The following is a 23,036-nucleotide window of genomic DNA, read 5'->3' as shown; positions in this document are numbered from 1 at the left end:
TCTATAGTTGGCATTTAAACAAACAGAAAAAACCAGAGGCTAACCTCTGGTTTTTTTCTACTTATAGAAATGCGTACAGCTAAAATTTAGGTATAAAAAAAGCAGCATTAATGCTGCTTTTTATCGTTGTGAATTTTAGCTTTTCTTAATGGCACTATATCTCGTCTGAACCGCCCGCGTCTTTAAACCAAGCCGTTAAGTGCGTTCTTAAATCTTTAAGCTCATCAGGGCCAATCAGGGCTAGCCCTAAGTCTTCAGCACGAGTAATGTCATTGTGACGAAGAGGACGGAAGCTCACCAACATTGCGCGCGCTTGTAAGCCACCTAATAGATCGCGAAGCGATTCTAACTTATATAAAGTATCGTCGCCGTCATCTCTCATGCCTTTGGTTTTGCACTCGATGATGTGCAGCTTGTTGTTTACAACTGTTGCGACATCTAACTCATTGCGTACTTCACTTTCACCAAGTTTGCGATAAACCTGAACATTTAACGATCGATCTTGGATCGTCGGCATGGTGTCTTGGATTTGCTTCACGGTGCTGTGAACCAAAGTTTCTAACCACTCACCGTTTGAAAAGCGTCGAGCATCTTCATCTGCAAACGTTAAAACGCCATTTTCATAGGTGGCGATTTCTGCTTCTACTAAATCTGAAAGCAACATGTTGAGCTCACGGTAGCCCTGCTGTTTTTCGGAGAGCTCGACATCAAGCTTTTGTTCTTTGCGGCATGTGGTTGCAAGGTAGTTAAGTGTTGCTAGACCTGGCCCAAGTTCAAGCGCATTTGAGGCCCATCGTTCACCAAGTTCATACAATTTTTTATCAAGAAGAGGTGGTAAATCAACGTGGTGAAACTCGCCGCGTGCACCAAAGATAGTGAGGTAATCTGCAATCGTAATGTGATCTTCGACTTGGGTATCTTCTTTGCCATCAGGGTATAACCAACAAAGCTTATCGCTACTAGGCTCAACCACAAAAATTGGCCAGCGATAGGTACGGAAAACTTCGTACACCGACAACAAGCGATGACGAAGACCACAGCTCGCGTTCAATTTTACATCTTCGCCGCGTTCATGGAGGTCTTTTGCCAGTTTTTGAATTGCTTGTTTGATCAGAGATGTATTAACAGCGGATGGAATTTCAAAAAATTCAGAAGTAATTTCTCGTTGATCTAAAACGGCACTCAGTCGGTCAAATATATCTAACTGGCTCTTGTCTCCGATGAAGACGATATGTGTGCTTAGCGTACGATTATCTAATAGAGGAGTGACCAATCTCACTGGGTCTTGGTCGATAATACCAACATGAACAGCCATAGATTTTCCTTTTTATGAGGCCGCTCGAAAAGAGTTGTTCAAGGGGATGAGCTGGCCTTATTAATCATATGTAGACATGGCCGACAAAAAACAAGGGCGACTTAACAAAAAGTCGCCCTTATACAGTTGATTGCACTAATTAATGCTCTTAATTATAAAGTATTTATAACTTAAATCGGTGGACCAATTCATTTTGCTGATGAGCCAAGTGGGTCAGTGATTCACTGGTTTGTGCGATATTCGACATGGCTTGGAAACTTTCATCGGCGATGCTGTTGATATCTTCGATGCTGCGAGCAATGTCTGTTGATGTTTCACTTTGCTCTGCTGCTGCTTGTGAAATGTGCGTACTCATTTGGCTGATTTCGATGATTAGCGCCTGGATCTCTTCCATTGAGCTGTTCGCTTTTGATGCTTGCTCAACCGACATCTCCATATCGCTCATACAGCTTTGTATGACTTGGTTCGCCGATTGCGAGCTAGATTGCAGATTACTGATCATGGATTCAATTTCAGTGGTTGATTGAGTCGTTCTTGATGCGAGTACTCGTACTTCATCTGCCACTACCGCGAAGCCGCGACCTTGTTCACCAGCGCGAGCCGCTTCAATTGCCGCGTTCAATGCCAGTAGGTTGGTTTGCTCCGCAATGTTGCGGATCACATCAAGGATAGACCCAATTTGACCACTCATCTTTTGTAGCTCAGAAACTGCGGAGACCGATTCGTTCAAACGTGTTTCTAGTTGATTAATGGTTGAGATATTACTGCTCATAACATTTCTGCCTTCTTCAGAGGCAGATTCGACGCGTTGCACCATTTCTAGCGAGCCTTGCGCACTTTGCGCGACTTCCTGCACTGAATGAGACATTTCTGTCATCGCGGTAGCGACGTTTGCTGTTTGTTCGCGTTGAGAGCTCAATTTGATTTGTGCTTGCGAAGAGGTGCGTTCGTTGGTTGTCGCGGTTGACGATAGGTTTTCTGACGCTTCGTTGAGTTTCACCAAGATCTCGTGAAGGTTGTCGGCGAGTGAGTTAATGTGTCCACTCACGCGGCTGAATTCGTTGTTATAGCGAATGTCGATACGCTGTGTCATATCACCTTCAGTCAGGCCTTCTAACACTTTTAGAATACGAGTCAACGGCTCGCGAACGCTTTGTGCGATGTGGTAGCCAATCGCTGTCGCGAGTAAAACGACAATAACGCCAATGATGATGGCTTTCGTTACACCCGCCGAATATATGTCACCTGCATCTGCCAATGATTCATTGAGCTTATCTGTTGCGGTTGTCGTAAATTGCTCAAGAATCGCCATGGTTGAATCCACTTTATTTGCTAGGTTGGCGATATTGTTATACAAAGCGGCGCGAGCATTGAGGTAATTATTATGTTGGTCTAGCACACCGCCACGCATACCGACGTCACGAGTAAATTGCTCTACAGATTCGCCAAATGCTTTTTCTAGCTCAGGAAGCTGAGTCACCAACCCGCGGAATGCGTAATTCAAGTGCGTTACTGCTTTGCGGTTTTTAGCCACGGCTTGCGTAACAAACTCAGGGTTGGAACTGGCGAGGGCATCAGAGGTAATTACTTCGGCATCTTTTAACTTGATAAAGTAGCTCTTTGCCATGACTTTGACAGAAATGCTGGTTTGATCTGCCACATATTCTTTAAGACCAACCGACAGTTCGGTATTCAGTTTTTGGAAGCGGCGTGAGGATTTTTGCACTTCTTCTTGAGCCGCGAACATTGCTTCGTAGTTGTCCATGGCCTCTAGAGCTTCTGTAAAATAGCTCTGCTCTAACGTTTTTAACTGTGAAAACGGTTCGGCAAGAGAAGGGTAGGTTTGGCTTGCGGTTTTCAGTTGAGCCAATGTGGATTCGAAGCGCTGTTGAGATCTAGCAAATTCCTGACGCATTTCATCCATGCGTTGTTTATTCTCTGTCGTCAGGAAGTCTTTAAATGATTTGTCGGCAGAAAGCAGCTCAACACTGGTTTGATTAGATAACGATACCAACGGTAGGGATGATTTAGAAACCGTGCCAAATTTTCCGTGAATATCACTCATTCCTCCCATCATAATGGCAATTGTGACGGCAAATAGGATGATGATCAGTGCAAAGCCGGCATACATCCTTTTAATAACTGAACCTCGCATAAGTGAGCTTCCTCTCCCAAAAATAGACAAGCTACCCAAGCATTTTTGAGTTTACTTGGGTATAAAAATACTAATTGTCTTAAAAAAGTAACAAAATTCATTGGATTGTATTCAGTTTGTGACGCGCATTTTATGACGCACACGACAAAAAAAGCTTCGTTAATTAGCATTTGATTAATAATGTTAAGTGAACACTGTTTTTATTGAGCTCCGCTTTTGGTTGGCGCATACTAATTGGGGTCTAATTACGTTTATAAAATGGAGTCCTCATGGCGGAAGAAACGATCTTTAGTAAAATTATTCGCAAGGAAATCCCTGCCGATATCCTTTATCAAGATGATTTGGTGACTGCGTTTCGCGACATTAACCCTCGCACACCAAGCCATATTCTCATTATTCCGAATAAACTGATCCCAACAACGAATGATGTAGAAGCTGAAGATGAAGCAATGATGGGGCGTTTGTTCACTGTTGCTAGAAAGTTAGCGAAAGAAGAAGGTATTGCTGAAGACGGCTATCGCCTAATCGTTAATTGTAATCCACATGGTGGCCAAGAGGTTTACCATATTCACATGCACCTACTAGGCGGCCGCCCTCTAGGTCCAATGGTATTGAGCTAAGCTTTTAAAAGTGGGTGGTGATTCACCCACTTTTTTTTCCTGTCGAATGACACATTTGTGGAGATAAATGTGAAACTAGGTGTAAAGCTGTTAGGGCTGATGAGCTGGGCTTTAATGGCCTCTGGCTGCGCGAATTTATCTGCGGGCAATCTGTTTAGTCATTACAGCAACCAGAATCAAGAAGTTTATCAAGCCGTTGTTGCAGGGGAATATGCCAAAGCAAAACAACTTCAATCAAGTGAAGTGGGTGGCGAGATACTTGGCAATTTTGAAAAAGGTCGCATCTCTTTTCTTGCTGAAGATTACCCGACAAGTTTGAATGCGCTAGAAAGCAGCGATCGTGCCGTACGTGTTCAACAAGATCGAGCGACGATATCTGTGTCAGACACGGCAACGAGCGTCGGCTCTCTCGCAGTGAACGACAATCTCCAAGACTATCATCCCGCCGATTACGAACTTGGCTTTTTGCACCTGTATCTAGGACTAAATTACTTACAGAAAAACGATTTAGAAGGAGCACTAGTTGAAGTGCGTCGTGCTAATCAAGTTCAGGAAGCGGCAAGAAAGGCGCGTGAAAAAGAGCTAAAAGCAGCAGAGAAAGACCTTAACAAGCAAGGCATGTCTGCCAATTTAGGCAGTGTGTTAGCGAACTACCCTGATGCTGGTAAAAAACTAAGCGCGGTACAAAATGGTTATCTGTTCTATCTTTCTGGCTTGTTATATGAAGCGTCGCGAGACTTAAACAGTGCTTATGTTGATTACCGACGAGCACTCGCTGTAATGCCAGACAACAAGCAAGTTGTGGAAAGCACCTTATACGCTGCTAAGAAGCTGGGCATGCGTGAAGACTTGCGCATGCTAGAGAAGCGGTATGGCAAAGCACCTTCTGGATTAACTCAGTCACAAGGGCGAGTCATCGTTATTGATGAGCAGGGTGTTGTTGAGGCGATGAAAGGGTGGCGTATTGATTTACCAATTTACGACAGTCGCGATAATGGCGCGATTTATTCGTTGGCGCTTCCTTATTATCAGAACCGAGGTGCTCAACGTTTTAGCGATGTTGTTTTAAATGGTCAGGTATTGCCTTCCAGTACGCTGACTGATGTTAATGCGATGGCGCAAAACGATCTTAATGAACGTCTTACTACAATAGTGATCCGTCAAGCTCTTCGTGTTTGGGCAAAAGATCGAATCCGAAAAGAGGCGGCGAAAAAAGGCGATGATGTGGGCAACATACTTTTCAATGTATGGAACACATTGACCGAACAGCCAGATACGAGAAGTTGGCAAACATTGCCAGCGCAAGTGAAAACGGCTTCAAAAATCGTGAAACCGGGAACACAAAGTTTAAACTTGGGTGATCAAACCTATCAGTTTGAAGTGCCTGCACAGCAGACTACATTGGTATGGGTATCTCGTCAGGGAGCACACTCAACCGTGTGGCATAAACAGCTAGGGAGACTGTAATGAAAGCATGGCTTGTTTGTTTAGCAATGGCTATTGGTTTAGTTGGATGCGCCGAAAACACGGCTGGTATTCGAATTGATGGCCAAACGCAAAAAGTATTTTTTAATGATAACGTTTTAGGTAGTCGCTTATTAGTTGACAACATCACCACCACTTACGTTGATGATCGCCCACGAGGAGTCGTGCAGCTGAGTAGCAATTACAAAGGTGATCAGCACATTCTTTACCGATTTTATTGGTATGACAACAATGGTTTAGAAGTGAATACCAAACCTGGTCCGTGGCGAAAAATGATTGTGCGAGGATTTGAGCAAGTCACGTTATCTGAAGTTACTGTGAATCCAAATGGCACAAAATTCCGTGTGCAAATTAGAGAAGCACAAGACGATTAATCTTAACGGCTCTGCCGAAGCTGCCGCGCTAACGATGCGCTGGTATTGAAAAACTAAGGAACTCTCATGAAAAAAAGTATTATTGCTCTTTTAGGTCTTGCCGTCATTTTAGGTGGCTGTTCTAACAAAGTCTCTTACGGCGATGCGCAAGCAACAGAAACCACGACTATCGATTTTGGCTCAACAGATTTACAAAAAATCGCGGCTGAAATGGTGGATAGCATGATGATGTCGGGCTCTGTAGCAGCAATTACTCGTGACCAACGTCCTATCGTTTTTGTTGAGCGAATTAAGAACAAAACCAGTGAACATATTGACACTGAATCCATTACTGACACGATCTCTACTAAGATGTTGAACTCAGGTAAGTTCCGTTTTGTTGATATGGATCGTGTTGAGTCTGTGCGTGAACAACTTAACTTCCAAAACACGGATGAGCTTGTTAACCAAAGCACAGCTATCCAATTTGGTAAAATGGTTGGTGCTCAATACATGCTTTACGGCAACCTATCTAGCATTGTGAAAAATGCAGGTAGCGATAAAGATGTATACTACAAGATGACCATGCGCCTAATGGACCTAGAAACAGGTTTGATTGAGTGGGCGGATGAAACTGAAATTCGTAAAGCGCAATCTAAGAGCCTATTCGGTCTTTAATCGAACAGGGTGGAGAAGTCATCAATGGCATGGTTTTCTTGGCAACAAGCAAAACAGTTAGATCCGAGTCTTAACGCTCTCGATGGCTTCTTTACGGAGCCTCCGGTAAAAGTACAAACTGTTACCGGGGGGCTCACCAACCGTTGTTGGCGGTTGGAATCTTCTCAAGGCCTTGCATACATCTGGCGACCGACCAGTCATGTCTGCAAGGCTTTTTCAATTTCTCGTCACAGTGAATATCAAGTGCTGAATGCAGTCTCTTCATTGGAAATTGGCCCCAAGCCAGTTTTTATTCATGAGCAAGGGTTGCTGGTGGAATGGATAGAAGGAGAGGCACTGACGGAGTCAGGCTTAGCACTAAGCGATTTATTATCCATTGCGGCGAAGATTCATCAATATCCGATAAGCGCAATTCCTTTGGTTCCATTTTCATATATTTCTCGCATCGATCATTATTGGCTTGAGCTTGATGGTCAGTATGTGGGTACGGAGTTTGAGGCTTTGTACATGAAGTGGCGCACGGAACCGAACGTTGCACCTGTTCCGCTTGCCCTATGTCACTTCGATTTGGGGTGTTACAACCTAGTGCGAGGGGAGAGTGGGGTGAAAGTCATTGATTGGGAGTATGCCGGGATTGCTGACCCTAGGCTTGATTTGACCTTAACTATTCAGGTCGCGAATGCGCCTGTGGAAGAAGCGGTAAAGCAGTACTGCCAACTTCGAGGTATCGAAGATGTGTCTCTTTGGCTGAGAGGTGTACACGCTTGGCAACCAAGAACCTTGGTGATGGCGATGCTCTGGTATCTACTTGCCTATAAATTGTGGGGAGATGAACAATACTTAAACAGTGCGTATGAGTTGAAAGGCTCATTGTGTATGGAAGATCACTGTTTTGAGAACTCGTGATATTTTCCCCTTTAACAGTAAGGAAATAGTGGTAGTTTTAATAAAAGTACCAGATACACACAGGGAGAGGTACACATGATTATTTACTTACACGGCTTTGACAGTACAAGCCCGGGTAACCACGAAAAAGTTCTTCAACTGCAATTTATCGACGACGACGTTCGTTTTATCAATTACAGCACCCTTCACCCAAAGCACGACATGCAACACTTGTTAAAAGAAGTGTCTAAAGTTATCGATCAATCTGATGACCCAAACCCATTAATCTGTGGGGTTGGTTTAGGTGGTTACTGGTCTGAGCGAATTGGTTTTCTATGCGGTATCAAACAAGTGATGTTCAACCCGAACTTGCACCCAGAAAAAACGATGGCTGGTCGAATCGATCGCCCAGAAGAGTACGAAGATATCGCAACAAAATGTGTTGATCAGTTTCGAGCGAAAAATCAAGCGCACTGCTTAGTGATTCTCTCTAAAGATGATGAAGTGCATGACAATTCGAAAACGGCAGCTGAGTTAGGAAAACACTATCAAATCATTTGGGATGAAACTCAGTCTCATAAGTTCAAAAAAATCTCTCATCATTTACAAGCGATAAAGGTATTTAAAAATACTTATTAATGTTGAGTGTAGACAGTAAAGCGGCGTTTTTATCGGCTGCTTTGCTGCGATTCCTTCTCTTGAGTATGCCGAGCCACTGTCTCTTTGAAAGGCACATTTTCTTGGTTTAACGCTTTGAATATTGTGTTCTCCTTACCGTTTTCTTACTTCCCTCCTATGTAGCACGAACACCTTGTTGTAGAGTAGTCGAAAAGTAGTCAATCCGTACTCGTTACACGGATTTTGGTTGCCTTCAAAGTTGGTCTCTATATAATGAACCGGACTAAAATAATTTGATAAATATCAAAAAAAATTGAGAGCGAGTAATAAACTTGCCCAAAAAATTCTGGCGTCGTATGCGTACCAGATAAACATGCCAAACCCTGACAAGTCATTGATAGATAAAGATTCAAGGTGAGTGGCAGTTTTTTAATCCAAGTAATTGAGACACCTCTAAGAACCAAGAATTCATCGGTTGGATGGATGCCACAAATGTTTGTGAGTCATGCATCGAGCTGAACCCCATATATTCATTTTTGTAGAGGAAAATCATTGTGACACGCATTATCGTTGTAGGCGGCGGTGCAGGTGGTCTTGAGTTGGCAACTAAGCTTGGTCGAACTCTAGGTCGCAAAAACCGTGCGCAAATTACGCTAGTCGATCGAAAAGCGAGCCACTTGTGGAAGCCATTATTGCATGAGGTTGCTACAGGTTCTTTGGACGAAGGAGTAGATGCACTGAGCTATCGAGCTCATGCAAAAAACCACAGCTTCGACTTCCAAATGGGTAGTCTTCAAGACATCGACCGTGAACGTAAAGTGATCATCTTAAGTGAGCTTAAAGACGAACACGGTGAACTTCTTATGCCAAGCCGTGAGCTAGAATACGACATTCTAGTGATGGCGATTGGCTCGACATCAAACGACTTCAACACGCCTGGCGTTCGTGAAAACTGTATTTTCCTAGACAGCCCTGAGCAAGCACACCGTTTCCGTACAGAAATGAACAACGAGTTCCTAAAGCTGCACGCGAAAAACGGTAACGGTACGGTCGATATTGCGATTGTTGGTGCTGGTGCAACTGGCGTTGAACTATCAGCTGAGTTACATAATGCTGTTAAAGAGCTGCGCACTTATGGCTTCGGTGATCTTGATTCTAGCAAGTTGAACGTCAATCTGATTGAAGCAGGTGAGCGTATTTTACCAGCGTTACCTCCACGTATTTCTTCTGCTGCTCATCAAGAGTTGGTGAAGTTGGGCGTAAACGTGCGCACCGCCACTATGGTGACTAAAGCTGAAAAAGATGGCCTTACTACAAAAGATGGTGAGAAGATCCCAGCTCAAATCATGGTTTGGGCTGCGGGTATCAAAGCTCCAGACTTTATTAAAGATATCGCTGGCTTAGAAACGAACCGTATCAATCAGCTTGTAGTGAAAAACACACTACAGACAACACGAGATGATGACATCTTTGTTATTGGTGACTTAGCACAATGCACCCAGTCTGACGGTTCGTTCGTGCCGCCACGCGCTCAAGCTGCACACCAAATGGCAAGCCAGGCATTTAGTAACATCGTCGCGAAGATCAACGGGCGCGAGTTGAAAGACTACGTATATAAAGATCACGGTTCATTAGTGTCTCTAAGTCGCTTCTCAACCGTTGGTAGTCTGATGGGGAACCTAACTAAAGGGTCGATGATGGTAGAAGGCCGTATTGCTCGTGTCGTTTACATCTCATTGTATCGCATGCACCTAATGGCGTTGCACGGTGTATTCAAAACCGGTCTGATGATGCTCGTCGGCCGCATTAATCGCGTGCTGCGTCCAAACCTTAAGCTGCACTAAGGTTTTAAATCCACTCTGTGTGGATGTGTTGTATCTTAAAAAATGCAGAAGCCACCGCAAGTCGGTGGCTTTTTGTTTATGTTAGATCTGTCGGTAAAAGTGAGAACACAACGCCATCTTTAGGCTTACCCTGAAAAATAAACCGGTTTCTGGCGATGGCTTCTTTTTGTGCACCGACGGACTCAATTAAGGCTTGGCTAGCTTCGTTGTCGGGGTCACAAACAATCTCTAGTCGAGTTAAACTTAGCTTTGCGAAGCAGAATTCTGCTAAGGCTTTAACGGCTTCTTGGGCATAGCCTTGCCGTTGATAGCGGTCGGCAACCCAGTAACCAATACTCGCCATATTAAACGTATGATATAACTCATTAACCGCTGCCATTCCAACCAAAGTGTTACTTTGCCGCTCATAGATACCGAAACCAAAAGCCTCAGTTTTGACCCAGTTAAGACGGGTTGCCAACAGAAAGTCCTGCGCGGTTTTCAATGTGACGTTTTTATCACACCAATCAAGCCATTGGTGCAGCGAAGGGGATTCTGCAAGTAATCGTTGTAGTGAATGTGCTTCTTCAGCAGGGATGAGCTTGAGCGCTAAGCGGGGCGCAATGATTTCAAAGTCTGGACTCATGAACTAATACGACTTCCATGTTGAGTGTAAGTAAATTGAAAGCTGTCTATTTATACTTGAACGCAGCTATTTTCCTTGCTCTGCGTTGGTTAGGAATAATTGAGGTATAGCAGATAAAAACAAAGCGCAGCTTTGCTGCGCTTTGTCGAACCGCTCGTGCTTATCGAACCCGACGAACTTGAATGATCATACCCATCAACGGGTTATCTAGGTAATGAGTCTCGCTGCTACGCATACGACGTTTTTGATCCATTCGATAACTCTTCAGGAATTTCTCTTCGGTTACTGTCGGCGATATTTCTGCCAAGTTACCGACTTGGACGTTACCATCTACTTCACCTAAGTCATCCGCCAATTGCTCAGTTGAGGTTGGTTCAAAACGCACCTCTCTAACACTTGGTTCGCGCAGATCTAGTGTTGTTTCGGCGAAGAGGTAATGCTGTACGTATATTTGGAATCGACCATCTAGTTCATATAAAGGGCCATTGACCGTCTCTTCACTGTAACCGTCGCTGGAAAATGTTTGATTGCCATTGATTGGGCGGCCATCTGCTTGATAAGAATCAGAGAAATCTCGCCCGCCAACGATGCGGAAAATTGGGGCGCTAGATTTACCTCGGTCACCTTGACGCCAGGCTACGTGTTTAAGCACTTTAAAGCCGGCATGATTATTTAGTGCCGCTTCTTGCGCGTTGAGACGGAAAGAAGAACTTGGCAAAAGTGTCACGCCTTTAGAGCGGCGGTAGGATTCACTCTCTAGGCTACCGACATTTTCCATATCGATTTTTGGCAGTTGATTCGGCCAAGATTCTGTTGTGCTTTCAGCGTCGACTGCTCGCTTGAAAATGATCACTTCAATATCAAATTGGCGCTGTGCCCAAGAGGGCATTGAGACACATAGAAGCAATAACGGGATCAGTATTCTCATTCGACTATTAGCTCGTTGGTAATAAATTCTGTTTAAAATCATTCAGTAAGTCTTGAACAAACTGAATGCGTTTACGTCGGTCCACCAATGGTACGCTAAACTTGAACTTAGTTGGACCTTCCATTGCAAATTTTTGCGGCTGTGATTGCAGCAGTTTAACTAAATACGCTGGATTTATGTCAGCATCAGGGTAAAACTCGATAAATCCACCTTTATCATGGGCTTCTATCTTTTTCGCTTTTAAACTACCAGCCGAAATTTTCAATTCTGAGACGGCAAGTAAGTTCTTTGTTGCGTCTGGAAGCAGACCAAAGCGATCAATCAGTTCCACTTTTAGCTCTGATAGTTCATCACTGCTTGTGACACTCGCAATGCGTTTGTACATCGACAGTCGTGTGTTTACATCCGGAATGTAATCATCTGGTAAGAGCGCTGGGATTCGCATTTCCACTTCAGTTTGCTCACGAAGCAGCTCATCCAAAGATGGCTCCTTGCCTTCTTTTAATGCTTGCACTGCTTGTTCCAGCATTTCCATATAAAGTGTAAAACCAACGGATTGAATTTGCCCACTTTGCTCATCACCAAGCAGCTCACCAGCACCACGGATTTCTAAATCGTGGGTTGCTAACGTAAAGCCAGCACCTAAGTCTTCCAGTGAAGCAATCGCATCAAGACGCTTGATGGCATCTTTGGTCATGGTTTTTGGATGTGGCGTTAATAAGTAAGCATAGGCTTGATGGTGCGAACGTCCAACACGGCCACGCAATTGATGCAACTGCGCCAAGCCAAGATTGTCCGCACGATCCATGATTATGGTATTCGCCGTTGGTACGTCGATACCGGTTTCGATGATGGTTGTACACACCAACACATTAAAGCGCTGATGGTAGAAGTCATTCATGATTCGCTCAAGTTCGCGCTCGCGCATTTGACCATGAGCCACGGTAATGCGTGCCTCTGGGATGAGTTTCTGTAAGTCTTCTGCCGTTTTTTCAATGGTTTCAACCTGATTGTGCAGGAAGTAAACCTGACCACCACGCATAATTTCACGCAGTACCGCTTCACGGACCACTGGCTCTTCTTTTTGTCGAACAAAGGTTTTAATGGCTAAACGGCGTGCAGGAGGTGTCGCGATGATCGACAGGTCTCGCATGCCACTCATTGCCATATTCAGTGTGCGTGGAATTGGTGTTGCGGTGAGGGTAAGAATGTCCACATCCGCACGCATTGCTTTGACTTTTTCTTTTTGACGAACCCCGAAGCGGTGTTCCTCATCAACGATCAACAAACCTAAATCTTTGAATTTAATGTCGCTCGAAAGCAGCTTATGCGTACCAACGACAATGTCTACTTTACCATCGGCAACGTCTTGCAGAATGACTTTTTGTTCTTTGGCAGATTTAAAACGAGACAGTACTTCAACTCGGATTGGTAAGTTGGCAAAACGGTCACGGAAGTTTTCGAAATGCTGCTGAGCAAGCAAGGTTGTTGGTACGAGTACAGCGACCTGTTTACTGTTATCCGTTGCGACAAATGCTGCGCGCATAGCGACTTCCGTTTTACCAAAGCCCACGTCACCACATACTAAGCGATCCATTGCTTTTGCCTGGCACATGTCTGACAATACGGCATTGATGGCCATCGCTTGGTCATCTGTTTCTTCAAACGGGAATGTTGCTTTAAATGTTGCGTATTGCCCACGATCTAGCTCAAATTTGAAGCCCGGTTTTAATTCTCGTTTTGCATACACATCCAGCAATTCTGCCGCGACGTCACGCACTTTTTCTGCCGCTTTACGACGTGCTTTTGCCCACGCTTCACCACCTAATTTATGCAGTGGCGCACTCTCTTCAGCGCCGCCAGAATAACGGCTGATAAGATTCAGTGATGAAACTGGCACGTAGAGCTTGGCATCGTTTTGATACTCAAGGGTGACGTATTCCGTTTTCATACCACCGGCTTCAAGTGTTTGTAAACCGATGTAGCGGCCAATACCGTGATCAATATGAACCACAGGTTGGCCGGGTTTTAGTTCGGCAAGGTGGCGAATAACGGTGTCACTGTTGACGGCTTTTTTATCTTTGCGGCGTCGCTGGATAACACGGTCACCGAGTAGATCACTTTCACAGATCAGAGCGAAGTTCAGATCTTCGTGAATGAAACCATGCTCTGCTGCGCCTAAGACCAAGCTGAATCGATCACCCGAGTCTAGAGCTTGGTAAAGTGAGCCATGTACGACTGGCCGAACTTTGATGCCTTGCAACAGCTCCGTTAGTGCTTCACGACGACCTTCTGACTCTACCGAGAAAACGATTTTGCCGCTGAATTGCTCACTAAACTGACGAAGGCGCGAGAGCGGCTCTTTATTTTGTTGCTGAACGCCAAGCTCGGCTAACGATTGTACGGGTAGGTTTTGACGACCGGCACGCTTAACCACTTTATCTAGGCTCAATTGAGCGATAGGGAGCTGTTTTAGTTGACTGAAAAGTTCGTCTTTTTTCAACCAAAGCTGTTCAGGAGTCAAAAGAGGACGCAGCGGATCAACTTTTTTCTGGTCGTATCGATATTCGACATCGGTTAAGAAAGTATCGACCGCAGATTCGATATCACCATATGTGATGACTTGAGAGTCTTCTGGCAAATATTCAAATAAAGTCTCGGTATGGTCAAAAAACAGCGGCTGCCAATACTCAATACCAGCGGGCCACGTGCCTTTGGTCACTTGCATGTAGATTGATTCAGGCTCGCGGCGTGCGTCGAACTGGGTACGCCAACGTGTACGGAAATCTTCAATCGCTTCTTTAGTGGTTGGGAATTCATGTGCAGGCAGCAATTGGATTTGCTGAATATCGTCGATAGAGCGTTGGTTCTCTGGATCAAACGTGCGAATGGTATCTATTTCATCATCAAAGAAGTCGATGCGGTACGGGTCATTGCTGCCCATAGGAAAGAGATCCAGAATAGACCCACGACTTGCATATTCACCTGGCCCAAATACTTGATCTACATGGCGGTAGCCTGAATTTTCAAGTTGTACACGTAACTTCTCTAGCGAGATTCGATCACCAGTTTTCACCATTAAAGTGTGTTGCAACAGAAAATCACGTGGCGATTGGCGTTGCAATACTGTACTGACCGGGACGATGGTTATGCCATCACGCTGACTTGGCAGTTGGTATAGGCGTGCGATACGTTCAGAGATGATTTCTTGATGCGGAGAAAAGTTATCGTAAGGCAGCGTTTCCCAGTCGGGGAACAGGCTTACCGTTTGGTCGGTGAATTGCTCAATCTCTGCCTGAAGCTTTAAAGCAATTTGCGGGTCAGGCACAACGAGTAGCGAGTGACTCGAATGCTGTTTGGCTAGCTCTGCAATGGCTAGAGGTAGAGCTGCGCCCGGCAAATTACCTAGCTGTTTTTTGTCGCCACGCTCTGAAGGGTTGGTGACGGAAAGAATCGTTGCTTTTGTCATAGGAATTATTTTTTATCTCGCTCCATCGAGCGCTGACGTAAAAGTTTTTGTTGTTGATACAGTGCTGCCTTTATCAGTAAATCTTGATCAGATTCTCGGAGCATCTTGTATCTAAGCGTGATAATGAAATCTTGCTCTGAAGCATCACATTCTTCTACTTGAGCGTAACAGTAAATCGCCGCAGCAGGGTGATCGAGGAACAGTTTAACACGAACGAGTTGTTGAGTAGTTAACGCTGTATCTGAGCGGAAACTGAGTTGACTAGCACCAAACTGCGTCGTTTGATATCGAATGGAGGCGTCATCTTGTTGTGAAAGCATAAAGCTCAACAAGAGGTTAAGTTTCGCGTTTTGCGTATCAAGCAAGTTGATCACATGCTTTAACTCTTTGTTTTTCAGCTCTAGACGCGCGTTGTCTGCCAACATATCTAAGTGACTAAATTCACTGGCGACAATAAATGGTGCTGGAATTTCGGAGACAAATGTTTCTTCATCTGGCAAAGCAAAGTCCGCACTCAACGTTTCGACGTTGATGGTGAGGTTATGATGGACGGTAAAGTATTCTTGCTCTGTCATATAGTCGATCCTTTTGCCAGTGAGCGCTCCCTGTTCACTCAACAAACAAAGAGAAATAGGGCACTGATTATCGCTAACTGAATGAAGTTATCAAGTTTAGCCGATTTGTCCTTGAACTTTTTGCCTTAAATACAGACTTATTGCATGTCGTTGACAAATTTAGCGATTCTCTTGTCTTCTTAATGAGAAGAGTAAGGTAAGATAATCCGCTAAAGCTTTATATCAAAACAACCAGTTGGTTTGTCTTATATGTATCATCCTATCTCATTGTTTATTGGCTTAAGGTATCTTCGGGGACGCTCTGGAGATAGGTTCAGCCGATTTGTTTCTTATATGTCGACGGCGGGTATTACGATCGGTGTAATGGCGTTGGTGACGGTTCTTTCTGTGATGAACGGGTTTGAATCGCAGTTAAAAGAACGCATTTTAGGTGTGCTACCTCATGCCGTTGTTTCGCAACACGATGGAAAAACGCCTATGACCGAGTCTGCTCCTCCATTTGTTCAAGCGATGTCGAGTGAATCCCAGCCGGAGCCTATCGTTAGAGGAGAGGCTGTTATTCAGAGTTCTGCACAGCTGACGGCTGGTTACCTCATCGGTATTGAACCTAAGAAAGGCGATCCGATTAGCACCCATTTGATTGCCGGACGATTATCGTCACTTCAAGCAGGTGACTACAATGTATTTTTGGGTCACAGTTTGGCACGTTCACTAAAGGTCTCAATCGGGGATAAAGTACGCTTGATGGTGACCAACGCGACGCAGTTTACCCCACTTGGTCGTATTCCTAGCCAGCGAAACTTCACTGTCTCAGGCATTTTCAATACGGGATCGGACGTTGATGGTCAATTAATGATTGTGAACATGACGGATGCATCTAAGCTGATGCGTTTCCCTAAAGACACGGTTTCTGGTTGGCGTGTCTTTTTCTCTGACCCATTTATGGTGACGGATTTTGCTGACCAACCCATGCCTGATGGATGGGAATGGAGTGATTGGCGCGAACAGCGTGGTGAGCTTTTCCAAGCGGTGAAAATGGAAAAGAACATGATGGGACTTATGCTAGGTCTAATTGTGGGTGTCGCTGCATTCAATATTATCTCCGCTTTGATCATGGTGGTAATGGAGAAACAATCAGAAGTCGCAATATTGAAAACTCAAGGCATGACTCAATCTCAAGTGATGACCATTTTCATGGTGCAAGGTGCAAGCAGTGGTGTAATTGGCGCGATTGTTGGTGGCGCTGCGGGCGTGATCTTGTCACTTAATCTAAATGCGATTCTTGAATCTGCTGGTGTGGCGCTATTCAGCTTTGGTGGTCATCTACCCATCTTGATTGATTCAATGCAAATTCTTTTAGTGGTGGTGTTGGCGATTGCTCTTAGCCTTGCTGCTACGCTTTATCCTTCTTATCGAGCATCTTCTGTTAAACCTGCTGAGGCACTTCGCTATGAATAAGCTATTAGAATGTCGTGATATTCGTAAAGTCTACCGAGAGGGTTCGTTAGATACGGAAGTGTTGAAAGGCGTAAGTTTCGATATCGACAAAGGGGAGTTGGTTTCTATTGTTGGCTCTTCTGGTTCGGGAAAAAGTACCTTATTGCATATTTTAGGTGCGTTAGATGACGCAACTCATGGTGAAGTTGATTTTCTAGGGCAAAACCTATCAGCTTTGAGCTCGAACAAACAGGCGGCATTACGCAACAAGCACCTTGGTTTTGTATACCAGTTTCATCACTTATTGGCTGACTTTACTGCGTTTGAAAATGTGGCGATGCCACTGATGATTGGCGGTGCTAAAGTAGCGGATGCAAAACAGGCGGCTAAAGCGCTGTTAGATAAAGTTGGTTTGAGTCATCGGATGCAACATAGACCCTCCGAGTTATCGGGCGGTGAGCGTCAGCGTGTTGCGATTGCGCGTGCATTGGTGAATAAACCTGATCTGGTCTTGGCTGATGAACCTACGGGGAACTTAGATCACAATACGGCACTGTCTATCTATGATTTGATGCGCGAGCTCAATAAAGAGTCAAACATTGCATTTTTGGTTGTCACGCATGACAAAGAGCTGGCAGCAAAAATGGATCGTCAAATGCACATGCAAGATGGTTTGCTCGTAGATCGTTTTGTGACTGATACAGCATCTGCGGAGGGCTAGTTTTGTTTACCTCTTTAGCTTTGATGATTGGTGGTCGCTTCAGTCGAGCGAAAAAGCGCAACAAGATGGTGTCTTTCATATCGCTTTCTTCGACCATTGGTATAGCGGTTGGCGTTGCTGTGATCATTATCGGTTTGTCTGCAATGAATGGCTTTGAGCGCGAGCTGCAATCGCGTGTGTTGTCTGTGATCCCACACGGCGAGTTAGAAGGTGTTAATGGACCACTTCATGACTACACCAAAACGATGAATCAAGCTCTAAAACATGAACATGTTGTCGCGGCAGCACCGTACGTTCGTTTTACGGGTTTGGCAGAAAAAGGCAGTAAGCTAAAAGCGATAGAAGTTCGTGGCGTAGAGCCTACTTTCGAGCAAGCGGTGTCGAGCTTGTCGAATTTTATTGACCAAGAAGCTTGGCAAAACTTTTATGCCGGTCAGCAGCAAGTGATCTTAGGCCGAGGTGTAGCAAACGAGCTAAATGTCGCCGTGGGGGATTACGTTACGTTAATGATTCCGCAAACAGGCGGCGCAAATAAAGTGCAGGCTCCTAAGCGTGTGCGCGTGAAGGTGTCAGGGTTCTTAACGTTGAATGGCCAAATCGACCACTCTCTAGCGTTAGTACCATTAGCGGATGCTCAGCAATATGCGAGATTAGGGGAAGGGGTCACTGGCATTTCACTAAAAACGGACGATGTTCTCAATGCGCCTTCTATTGTTCGCGAGGTTGGTAGCATGGTTGATGTTTATGTGTATTTGAAAAGCTGGCAGCAAAAGTTTGGTTTTTTGTATCGCGATATTCAGCTCGTGCGCACCATTATGTACTTGGTGATGGTACTGGTGATTGGCGTGGCATGTTTTAATATTGTGTCTACGTTGATGATGGCAGTGAAAGACCGAGCGGCGGAAATTGCAATTTTGCGAACAATGGGAGCAAAAGATAGCCTAATCAAACGGATCTTTGTTTGGCAAGGTGTATTCTCTGGTGTATTTGGCAGTCTCGTCGGCAGTGTTATCGGTGTCTTAGTGGCGTTAAATCTGACCCCGTTAATTAAAGGGTTAGAGAGCTTAATTGGTCATCAGTTTTTATCGGGCGATATTTACTTCGTCGACTTCTTACCATCACAACTACACTGGCCAGATGTGGCATTGGTGTCAGTGACGGCGATAGTGCTTAGTTTACTTGCGACGTGGTATCCCGCTTCTCGTGCCGCAAGGTTGAATCCGGCGGCTGTACTGAGTTCTAAATAGCTGATTGTTTTACAATATGCGAAAAACAAAAAGGACCGAATTCGGTCCTTTTTTTGTATTTATCCGACTTGAGTAACATCGCGTTTCATTCTAACTGTTAGATGCCCCTCAACTGATAGCTCAAATGCTGATTTTTACGCAGTAAGGTCTTATCTTATTTTGCGTTTTTGCCAGCTCCGTACCACGGAGTAGCGCCAAAGCCCTCGAATTCCGAAGTAGCCAATAATCGCGGATACAACCCCACAAATTGCGCAGCCCAATAGAAATGGAGGTCCAATGGTGCTCATTTGCTGCATGATGAATTCCCACGATAGTTCAAAGTGAAAAGGTTGCGGGGGAAGACGCATCACTAGAGCACCTAGCTTGTACGCAAAGTAAAATAGCACAGGCATAGTGATAGGATTGCTGATCCATACCAAAGCGACGGAGAGGGGCAGATTGACACCCAACATAATGGCCAAACCAGCGGCCATGATCATTTGGCTCGGCAGCGGAACAAAAGCCATAAATAACCCGACAGCAAAAGCCCCTGATGCCGAGCGGCGGTTTAAGCACCACAAGTTTGGGTTGTACAACACATTGCCGAAGACCTTCAATGCTTTTTGGCGTTTGATCAATTCATGATCTGGCATGAAGCGTTTTATCAGCTTTCTAGGCATAGGACAGCATGACTCTCTCAGAAAAAAGTTGGACCTTGGCGTTATTTGTAGCGAGCGTAATCTCGTCAGCTTGGTGGCCGACAATACCAGATTGGCGTTGGTTGCTGCTGGGAATAATAACCACTGGCTCAATAATCAAATTACGTCGTGGCTTAATTAGCATAGGCGCAATTGCGGGCTTTATGGTTGTCATCGTCCACGGCAATGTATTGGAGTCTCAGAGACAAGCCCTTTTTCAAGCAGGGGAGAATATTACCATAATTGGTAAAGTTGACAGCCCTTTTACGCAAATAAGTCACGGTTATGAAGGTATTGTCGCTATAGAAGCGGTAAATTCTCAAACTCTGTTACCTTTTCTTAAACCTAAAATCCGTCTTATTACGCCTTTTCCACTCGATGTTAACAGTGAGTTTACGACATCCATCTCGTTAAAGCCGATTACAGGTCTACGCAACGAAGCTGGCTTTGATGCTGAAAAGCACGCGATGGGTAAAAATATTATCGCCCGAGCGGTTGTTAACAAAGATGCTAAGTGGATTGTTCGTTCTAATGTATCTCTGCGTCAATCCATTATTGCCGATGTCGCTGATGATGTGTCTTCCCTTCATCATTTCTCGTTAATAAGTGCGTTAGTTTTTGCTGACCGTTCTTGGTTGTCAAAGGAAGATTGGCAAGCGCTCAGGGACAGTGGTTTACTGCATTTGGTCTCCATTTCTGGTTTACATATTGGTATGGCGTTTACTTTTGGGCTAGTCGTGGGCGGTACCGTTCGTTATCTATTACCCCAATACCAGTTGTTACCTAGCTTATATGGGCTGATCTTCGCTGTTGCCTACGCTTGGTTAGCGGATTTCTCTCTGCCTACTACGCGAGCAGTGTCGGTATGCGTTGTTTACGTTCTCCTGAAGTATACTCTGGTGCACTGGACTTCTTGGCGAGTTCTTTTGCTTGCAGTATCTCTACAACTGCTTGTCCAACCTTTTGCATCCTACAGTATGAGCTTTTGGTTATCGTACCTCTCCGTTTGTGCGGTATTGTTCGCAATTAATTTGATTCGACATCAAAGGGGAGGTTGGAAAGCGCGATTAAAAGCGTTATTGCTTACTCAATTGATGTTGAGCGCTTTAATCGTACCTGTTAGTGGCCATTTCTTCTCCGGTTTTAGTTTGTCCTCAATAGCCTACAACTTGGTATTTATTCCTTGGTTCGGATTTATCGTTGTACCTTTGATGTTTCTAGCCCTGTTCTCATCTTTGTTTCTTGAAATGATAGCGAAGCCTCTGTGGCATTTGGTGGACTGGTCATTACAGCCATTGAGCACGTCAATACAGTACGCAGTAGGTTCTTGGCAACCCATTAGCATGGAAATGACAATGCTGGTTATGGTGATAGTGGTTTGCTTAATATTTCAACGGTTCATGTCTCAGTACGCGTGGTATTTGTTACTCGGCATCGTTATTAGTATCAAGTTTGCAGCGGAGTATGAACCGCATTGGCGTATCGATGTATTAGATGTAGGTCATGGCCTTGCAGTGGTTGTAGAAAAAGACGACAAGGTGTTGCTGTATGACACTGGTAAAGCATGGCAAAGCGGCAGTATCGCAGAGCAGGTCGTCACTCCGGTTTTGCATCAACGAGGTTATGAAAGCATAGATACACTGATTCTAAGCCATTCCGATAATGATCACGCAGGCGGCCGCTTTTTCATTGAAGATGCCTTTTCTCCACAGCGTAAACTTAGTAGTCAATTCTTTATCGAATATGAGCCTTGCACTAGAGGCGACCAATGGAAATGGCAAGGATTAAACATGGAAGTGCTCTGGCCTCCTGCACTTGTTCAACGTGCGTATAATCCGCACTCCTGTGTATTACGACTTACTGACCCTATTTCTAACTTTAGTATGCTTTTTACTGGTGATATTGAGGCCATTAGCGAGTGGATTTTGCTTAGAGAACCCGGAAAGTTACAAAGCGATGTGATGCTAGTCCCTCACCACGGGAGTAAAAGTTCATCGAATCCTCGATTTATCGAGGCGGTGAGCCCGAGTGTGGCGGTTGCTTCTTTAGCAAAAAACAATCGATGGGGAATGCCAGCGGAAAGTGTCGTTGCTTCATACCGAAAACTTGGCGTCACTTGGCTTGATACTGGTGAGGGTGGTCAGGTAAGCTTCTTTATTCACCGTGATAATTGGCGCTCAGAAACCAAACGTAGCGATACATTTGAGCCTTGGTATAGGCATATGCTGCGTAGCGGAACTAATATAAAAAGACCTAATGTCGAATTAGGTCTGTAAGTTTTAGCTTTTTATTTTTAATATATCCAACCTGAATTTTTTATTCTTTTTTAATGGTAGTGTAAAACTAAATAGTTTCTTTTCACCATTTGGTCTGGCTAGTTGCTCTAAGCTAGAAAAGTAGTCTTCGAAAAACTCGGTCTTAAGTATACATTCTAACCACAAGTTAGCTTTTATAGAATCTAATTTGTTCCATGGTTTTACTCTTGATGCGTAATGGAGTTGAATCGGATTATCATATGCATCCAATAATTCTTCTTTAGTATAGTTAACCTCATCCACAAACTCTTTTCTGTCATACATACTATACACATAGTTACAAACCATGTTTCTTAAGGGTAATTTTCCAACTCTAGGGTGACAACAGAAGTTTAGAACGTCTTGTTCTGGCTGTATTAATCTGTGAGAGTTTTTTTCGAGGTAGTCTTTAAACCTTTTCTCTAAATTATCTTTTCTAATGAGATCGGCATTCATAAAAAAGTATCCAGCACCTATTTTCAGTTGGCTAATCTCTTCATTAGAAAAACTCTTTTTATAAACATCATTATAGCTTAGGATCTTATCTACAGAGAATACCCCTGATATATAATTATTATCATCGTTGTTATTATATTCTATAAAATCTTTTGAAATGTCATTTAAGTAAATAACATCGACATCAGATACGATCATTTTTCTATGTTCTTTAATTAAACTTGAAATACTAAGTTTGTAAAACATAGCTTTAGAGTAATGACCTTTTGTCTTTATGTTTTTCCAATCATTTTCAAAGTCGACATTTTCATCGAAATTAATGAAAATAAGCTCTGAGTTTTTGAATTTTTGTATGGTTTTTTTTAATTTTTCTTGATTTAGCAGCGTAATATCTTCATGTAAGACATATATCTGATATTTGTAGTTTTTATCTGATTTCTCAAGCAAAGAATAGAATGCTACTGCAGCTGGAATAACATAGTTGTTATCAAAGCAATGAACAATGGGAATGACTTGCATATTTTTTATTGTAAATAAGAATGAACATATCAAGAGTATAGAGCGAAATATAAAAGACTAAAAGACTTTCTCTAAGTGGACATAACACATTTATTAATGTTTATCAGTAGATGAACAGGTACGATGGTCAAGTTT

The 23,036-nt window shown here is 44.0% G+C and carries 19 protein-coding genes; 11 read left to right on the top strand and 8 right to left on the bottom strand.

Annotated features, from left to right (window positions below; genetic code table 11):
• Positions 1–154 precede the first annotated feature (154 nt).
• Both R7O13_RS11120 and R7O13_RS11115 read right to left on the bottom strand, forming a co-directional pair.
• The gene (locus R7O13_RS11120) at positions 155–1,315 is read right to left on the bottom strand and encodes a DUF1887 family protein (protein ID WP_005378476.1); all 1,161 of its coding nucleotides are present in this window, start codon (positions 1,313–1,315) and stop codon (positions 155–157) included.
• A gap of 163 nt (positions 1,316–1,478) precedes the next feature.
• Positions 1,479–3,470 (bottom strand): methyl-accepting chemotaxis protein, encoded by a 1,992-nt coding sequence (locus R7O13_RS11115; RefSeq protein WP_206958516.1) that lies wholly within the window; start codon positions 3,468–3,470, stop codon positions 1,479–1,481.
• 269 nt (positions 3,471–3,739) lie between these two features.
• Between R7O13_RS11115 and hinT the strand changes: the two genes are divergently transcribed.
• The 7 genes from hinT to R7O13_RS11080 all read left to right on the top strand — a co-directional run bounded on the left by hinT (position 3,740) and on the right by R7O13_RS11080 (position 9,953).
• A complete protein-coding gene (gene hinT / locus R7O13_RS11110; RefSeq protein WP_005378473.1) occupies positions 3,740–4,090 on the top strand; it encodes a purine nucleoside phosphoramidase in 351 nt (116 codons plus the stop codon).
• Between the two features lie 69 nt (positions 4,091–4,159).
• Positions 4,160–5,557 carry a COG3014 family protein gene (locus R7O13_RS11105; RefSeq protein WP_025766940.1) on the top strand — a complete coding sequence of 466 codons (1,398 nt, stop codon included), beginning with the start codon at positions 4,160–4,162 and terminating at the stop codon, positions 5,555–5,557.
• A complete protein-coding gene (locus R7O13_RS11100; RefSeq protein WP_005378469.1) occupies positions 5,557–5,949 on the top strand; it encodes a YcfL family protein in 393 nt (130 codons plus the stop codon). Before R7O13_RS11105 ends, R7O13_RS11100 begins: the two co-directional genes overlap by 1 nt.
• Before the next feature lie 66 nt (positions 5,950–6,015).
• On the top strand, positions 6,016–6,606 hold the full coding sequence (gene lpoB, locus R7O13_RS11095) for a penicillin-binding protein activator LpoB (RefSeq protein WP_005378467.1): 591 nt from the start codon (positions 6,016–6,018) through the stop codon (positions 6,604–6,606).
• 24 nt (positions 6,607–6,630) lie between these two features.
• Entirely contained in the window at positions 6,631–7,512 is an 882-nt protein-coding gene (gene thiK / locus R7O13_RS11090; protein WP_115385840.1) for a thiamine kinase, read from the top strand.
• A gap of 75 nt (positions 7,513–7,587) precedes the next feature.
• Positions 7,588–8,130, top strand: a complete 543-nt coding sequence (ycfP, locus tag R7O13_RS11085) for an alpha/beta hydrolase YcfP (protein WP_054729258.1) — start codon at positions 7,588–7,590, stop codon at positions 8,128–8,130.
• 533 nt (positions 8,131–8,663) lie between these two features.
• Entirely contained in the window at positions 8,664–9,953 is a 1,290-nt protein-coding gene (locus R7O13_RS11080) for an NAD(P)/FAD-dependent oxidoreductase (protein ID WP_005378463.1), read from the top strand.
• Positions 9,954–10,029: 76 nt separating this feature from the next.
• Here R7O13_RS11080 and R7O13_RS11075 read toward each other — a convergent pair whose 3' ends face one another.
• From R7O13_RS11075 to R7O13_RS11060, 4 genes are all read right to left on the bottom strand, one after another.
• A complete protein-coding gene (locus R7O13_RS11075) occupies positions 10,030–10,578 on the bottom strand; it encodes a GNAT family N-acetyltransferase (RefSeq protein ID WP_005387823.1) in 549 nt (182 codons plus the stop codon).
• Between the two features lie 160 nt (positions 10,579–10,738).
• Positions 10,739–11,506, bottom strand: a complete 768-nt coding sequence (locus R7O13_RS11070; RefSeq protein ID WP_021707672.1) for a peptidoglycan binding protein CsiV — start codon at positions 11,504–11,506, stop codon at positions 10,739–10,741.
• A 7-nt stretch (positions 11,507–11,513) separates the two neighbouring features.
• The gene (gene mfd, locus R7O13_RS11065) at positions 11,514–14,975 is read right to left on the bottom strand and encodes a transcription-repair coupling factor (protein ID WP_318303844.1); all 3,462 of its coding nucleotides are present in this window, start codon (positions 14,973–14,975) and stop codon (positions 11,514–11,516) included.
• Positions 14,976–14,980: 5 nt separating this feature from the next.
• Complete coding sequence (locus tag R7O13_RS11060) at positions 14,981–15,550, bottom strand: hypothetical protein (RefSeq protein WP_054576371.1); 570 nt, start codon at positions 15,548–15,550, stop codon at positions 14,981–14,983.
• Between the two features lie 249 nt (positions 15,551–15,799).
• Between R7O13_RS11060 and lolC the strand changes: the two genes are divergently transcribed.
• From lolC to lolE, 3 genes are read left to right on the top strand one after another with little or no spacing between them, the layout of a single operon-like run.
• Positions 15,800–17,008 (top strand): lipoprotein-releasing ABC transporter permease subunit LolC, encoded by a 1,209-nt coding sequence (gene lolC, locus R7O13_RS11055; protein WP_262628492.1) that lies wholly within the window; start codon positions 15,800–15,802, stop codon positions 17,006–17,008.
• The gene (gene lolD, locus R7O13_RS11050; protein ID WP_318303842.1) at positions 17,001–17,708 is read left to right on the top strand and encodes a lipoprotein-releasing ABC transporter ATP-binding protein LolD; all 708 of its coding nucleotides are present in this window, start codon (positions 17,001–17,003) and stop codon (positions 17,706–17,708) included. Before lolC ends, lolD begins: the two co-directional genes overlap by 8 nt.
• A 2-nt stretch (positions 17,709–17,710) precedes the next feature.
• Complete coding sequence (lolE, locus tag R7O13_RS11045; protein ID WP_025766930.1) at positions 17,711–18,955, top strand: lipoprotein-releasing ABC transporter permease subunit LolE; 1,245 nt, start codon at positions 17,711–17,713, stop codon at positions 18,953–18,955.
• A gap of 149 nt (positions 18,956–19,104) precedes the next feature.
• Here the strand turns inward: lolE and R7O13_RS11040 are convergent, their stop codons facing one another.
• The gene (locus R7O13_RS11040; RefSeq protein ID WP_005387834.1) at positions 19,105–19,614 is read right to left on the bottom strand and encodes a DUF2062 domain-containing protein; all 510 of its coding nucleotides are present in this window, start codon (positions 19,612–19,614) and stop codon (positions 19,105–19,107) included.
• Between the two features lie 8 nt (positions 19,615–19,622).
• Here R7O13_RS11040 and R7O13_RS11035 point away from each other — a divergent pair, with 8 nt between their 5' ends.
• The gene (locus R7O13_RS11035; RefSeq protein WP_318303839.1) at positions 19,623–21,908 is read left to right on the top strand and encodes a DNA internalization-related competence protein ComEC/Rec2; all 2,286 of its coding nucleotides are present in this window, start codon (positions 19,623–19,625) and stop codon (positions 21,906–21,908) included.
• Between the two features lie 3 nt (positions 21,909–21,911).
• Here the strand turns inward: R7O13_RS11035 and R7O13_RS11030 are convergent, their stop codons facing one another.
• On the bottom strand, positions 21,912–22,901 hold the full coding sequence (locus R7O13_RS11030; protein ID WP_213964256.1) for a glycosyltransferase family 8 protein: 990 nt from the start codon (positions 22,899–22,901) through the stop codon (positions 21,912–21,914).
• Between the last annotated feature and the right edge of the window lie 135 nt (positions 22,902–23,036).

This window comes from Vibrio sp. Y176, assembly GCF_033438945.1.
The sequence above is the reverse complement of the archived record's forward strand: the minus strand, read 5'-3'. Positions and strand labels throughout refer to the sequence as shown.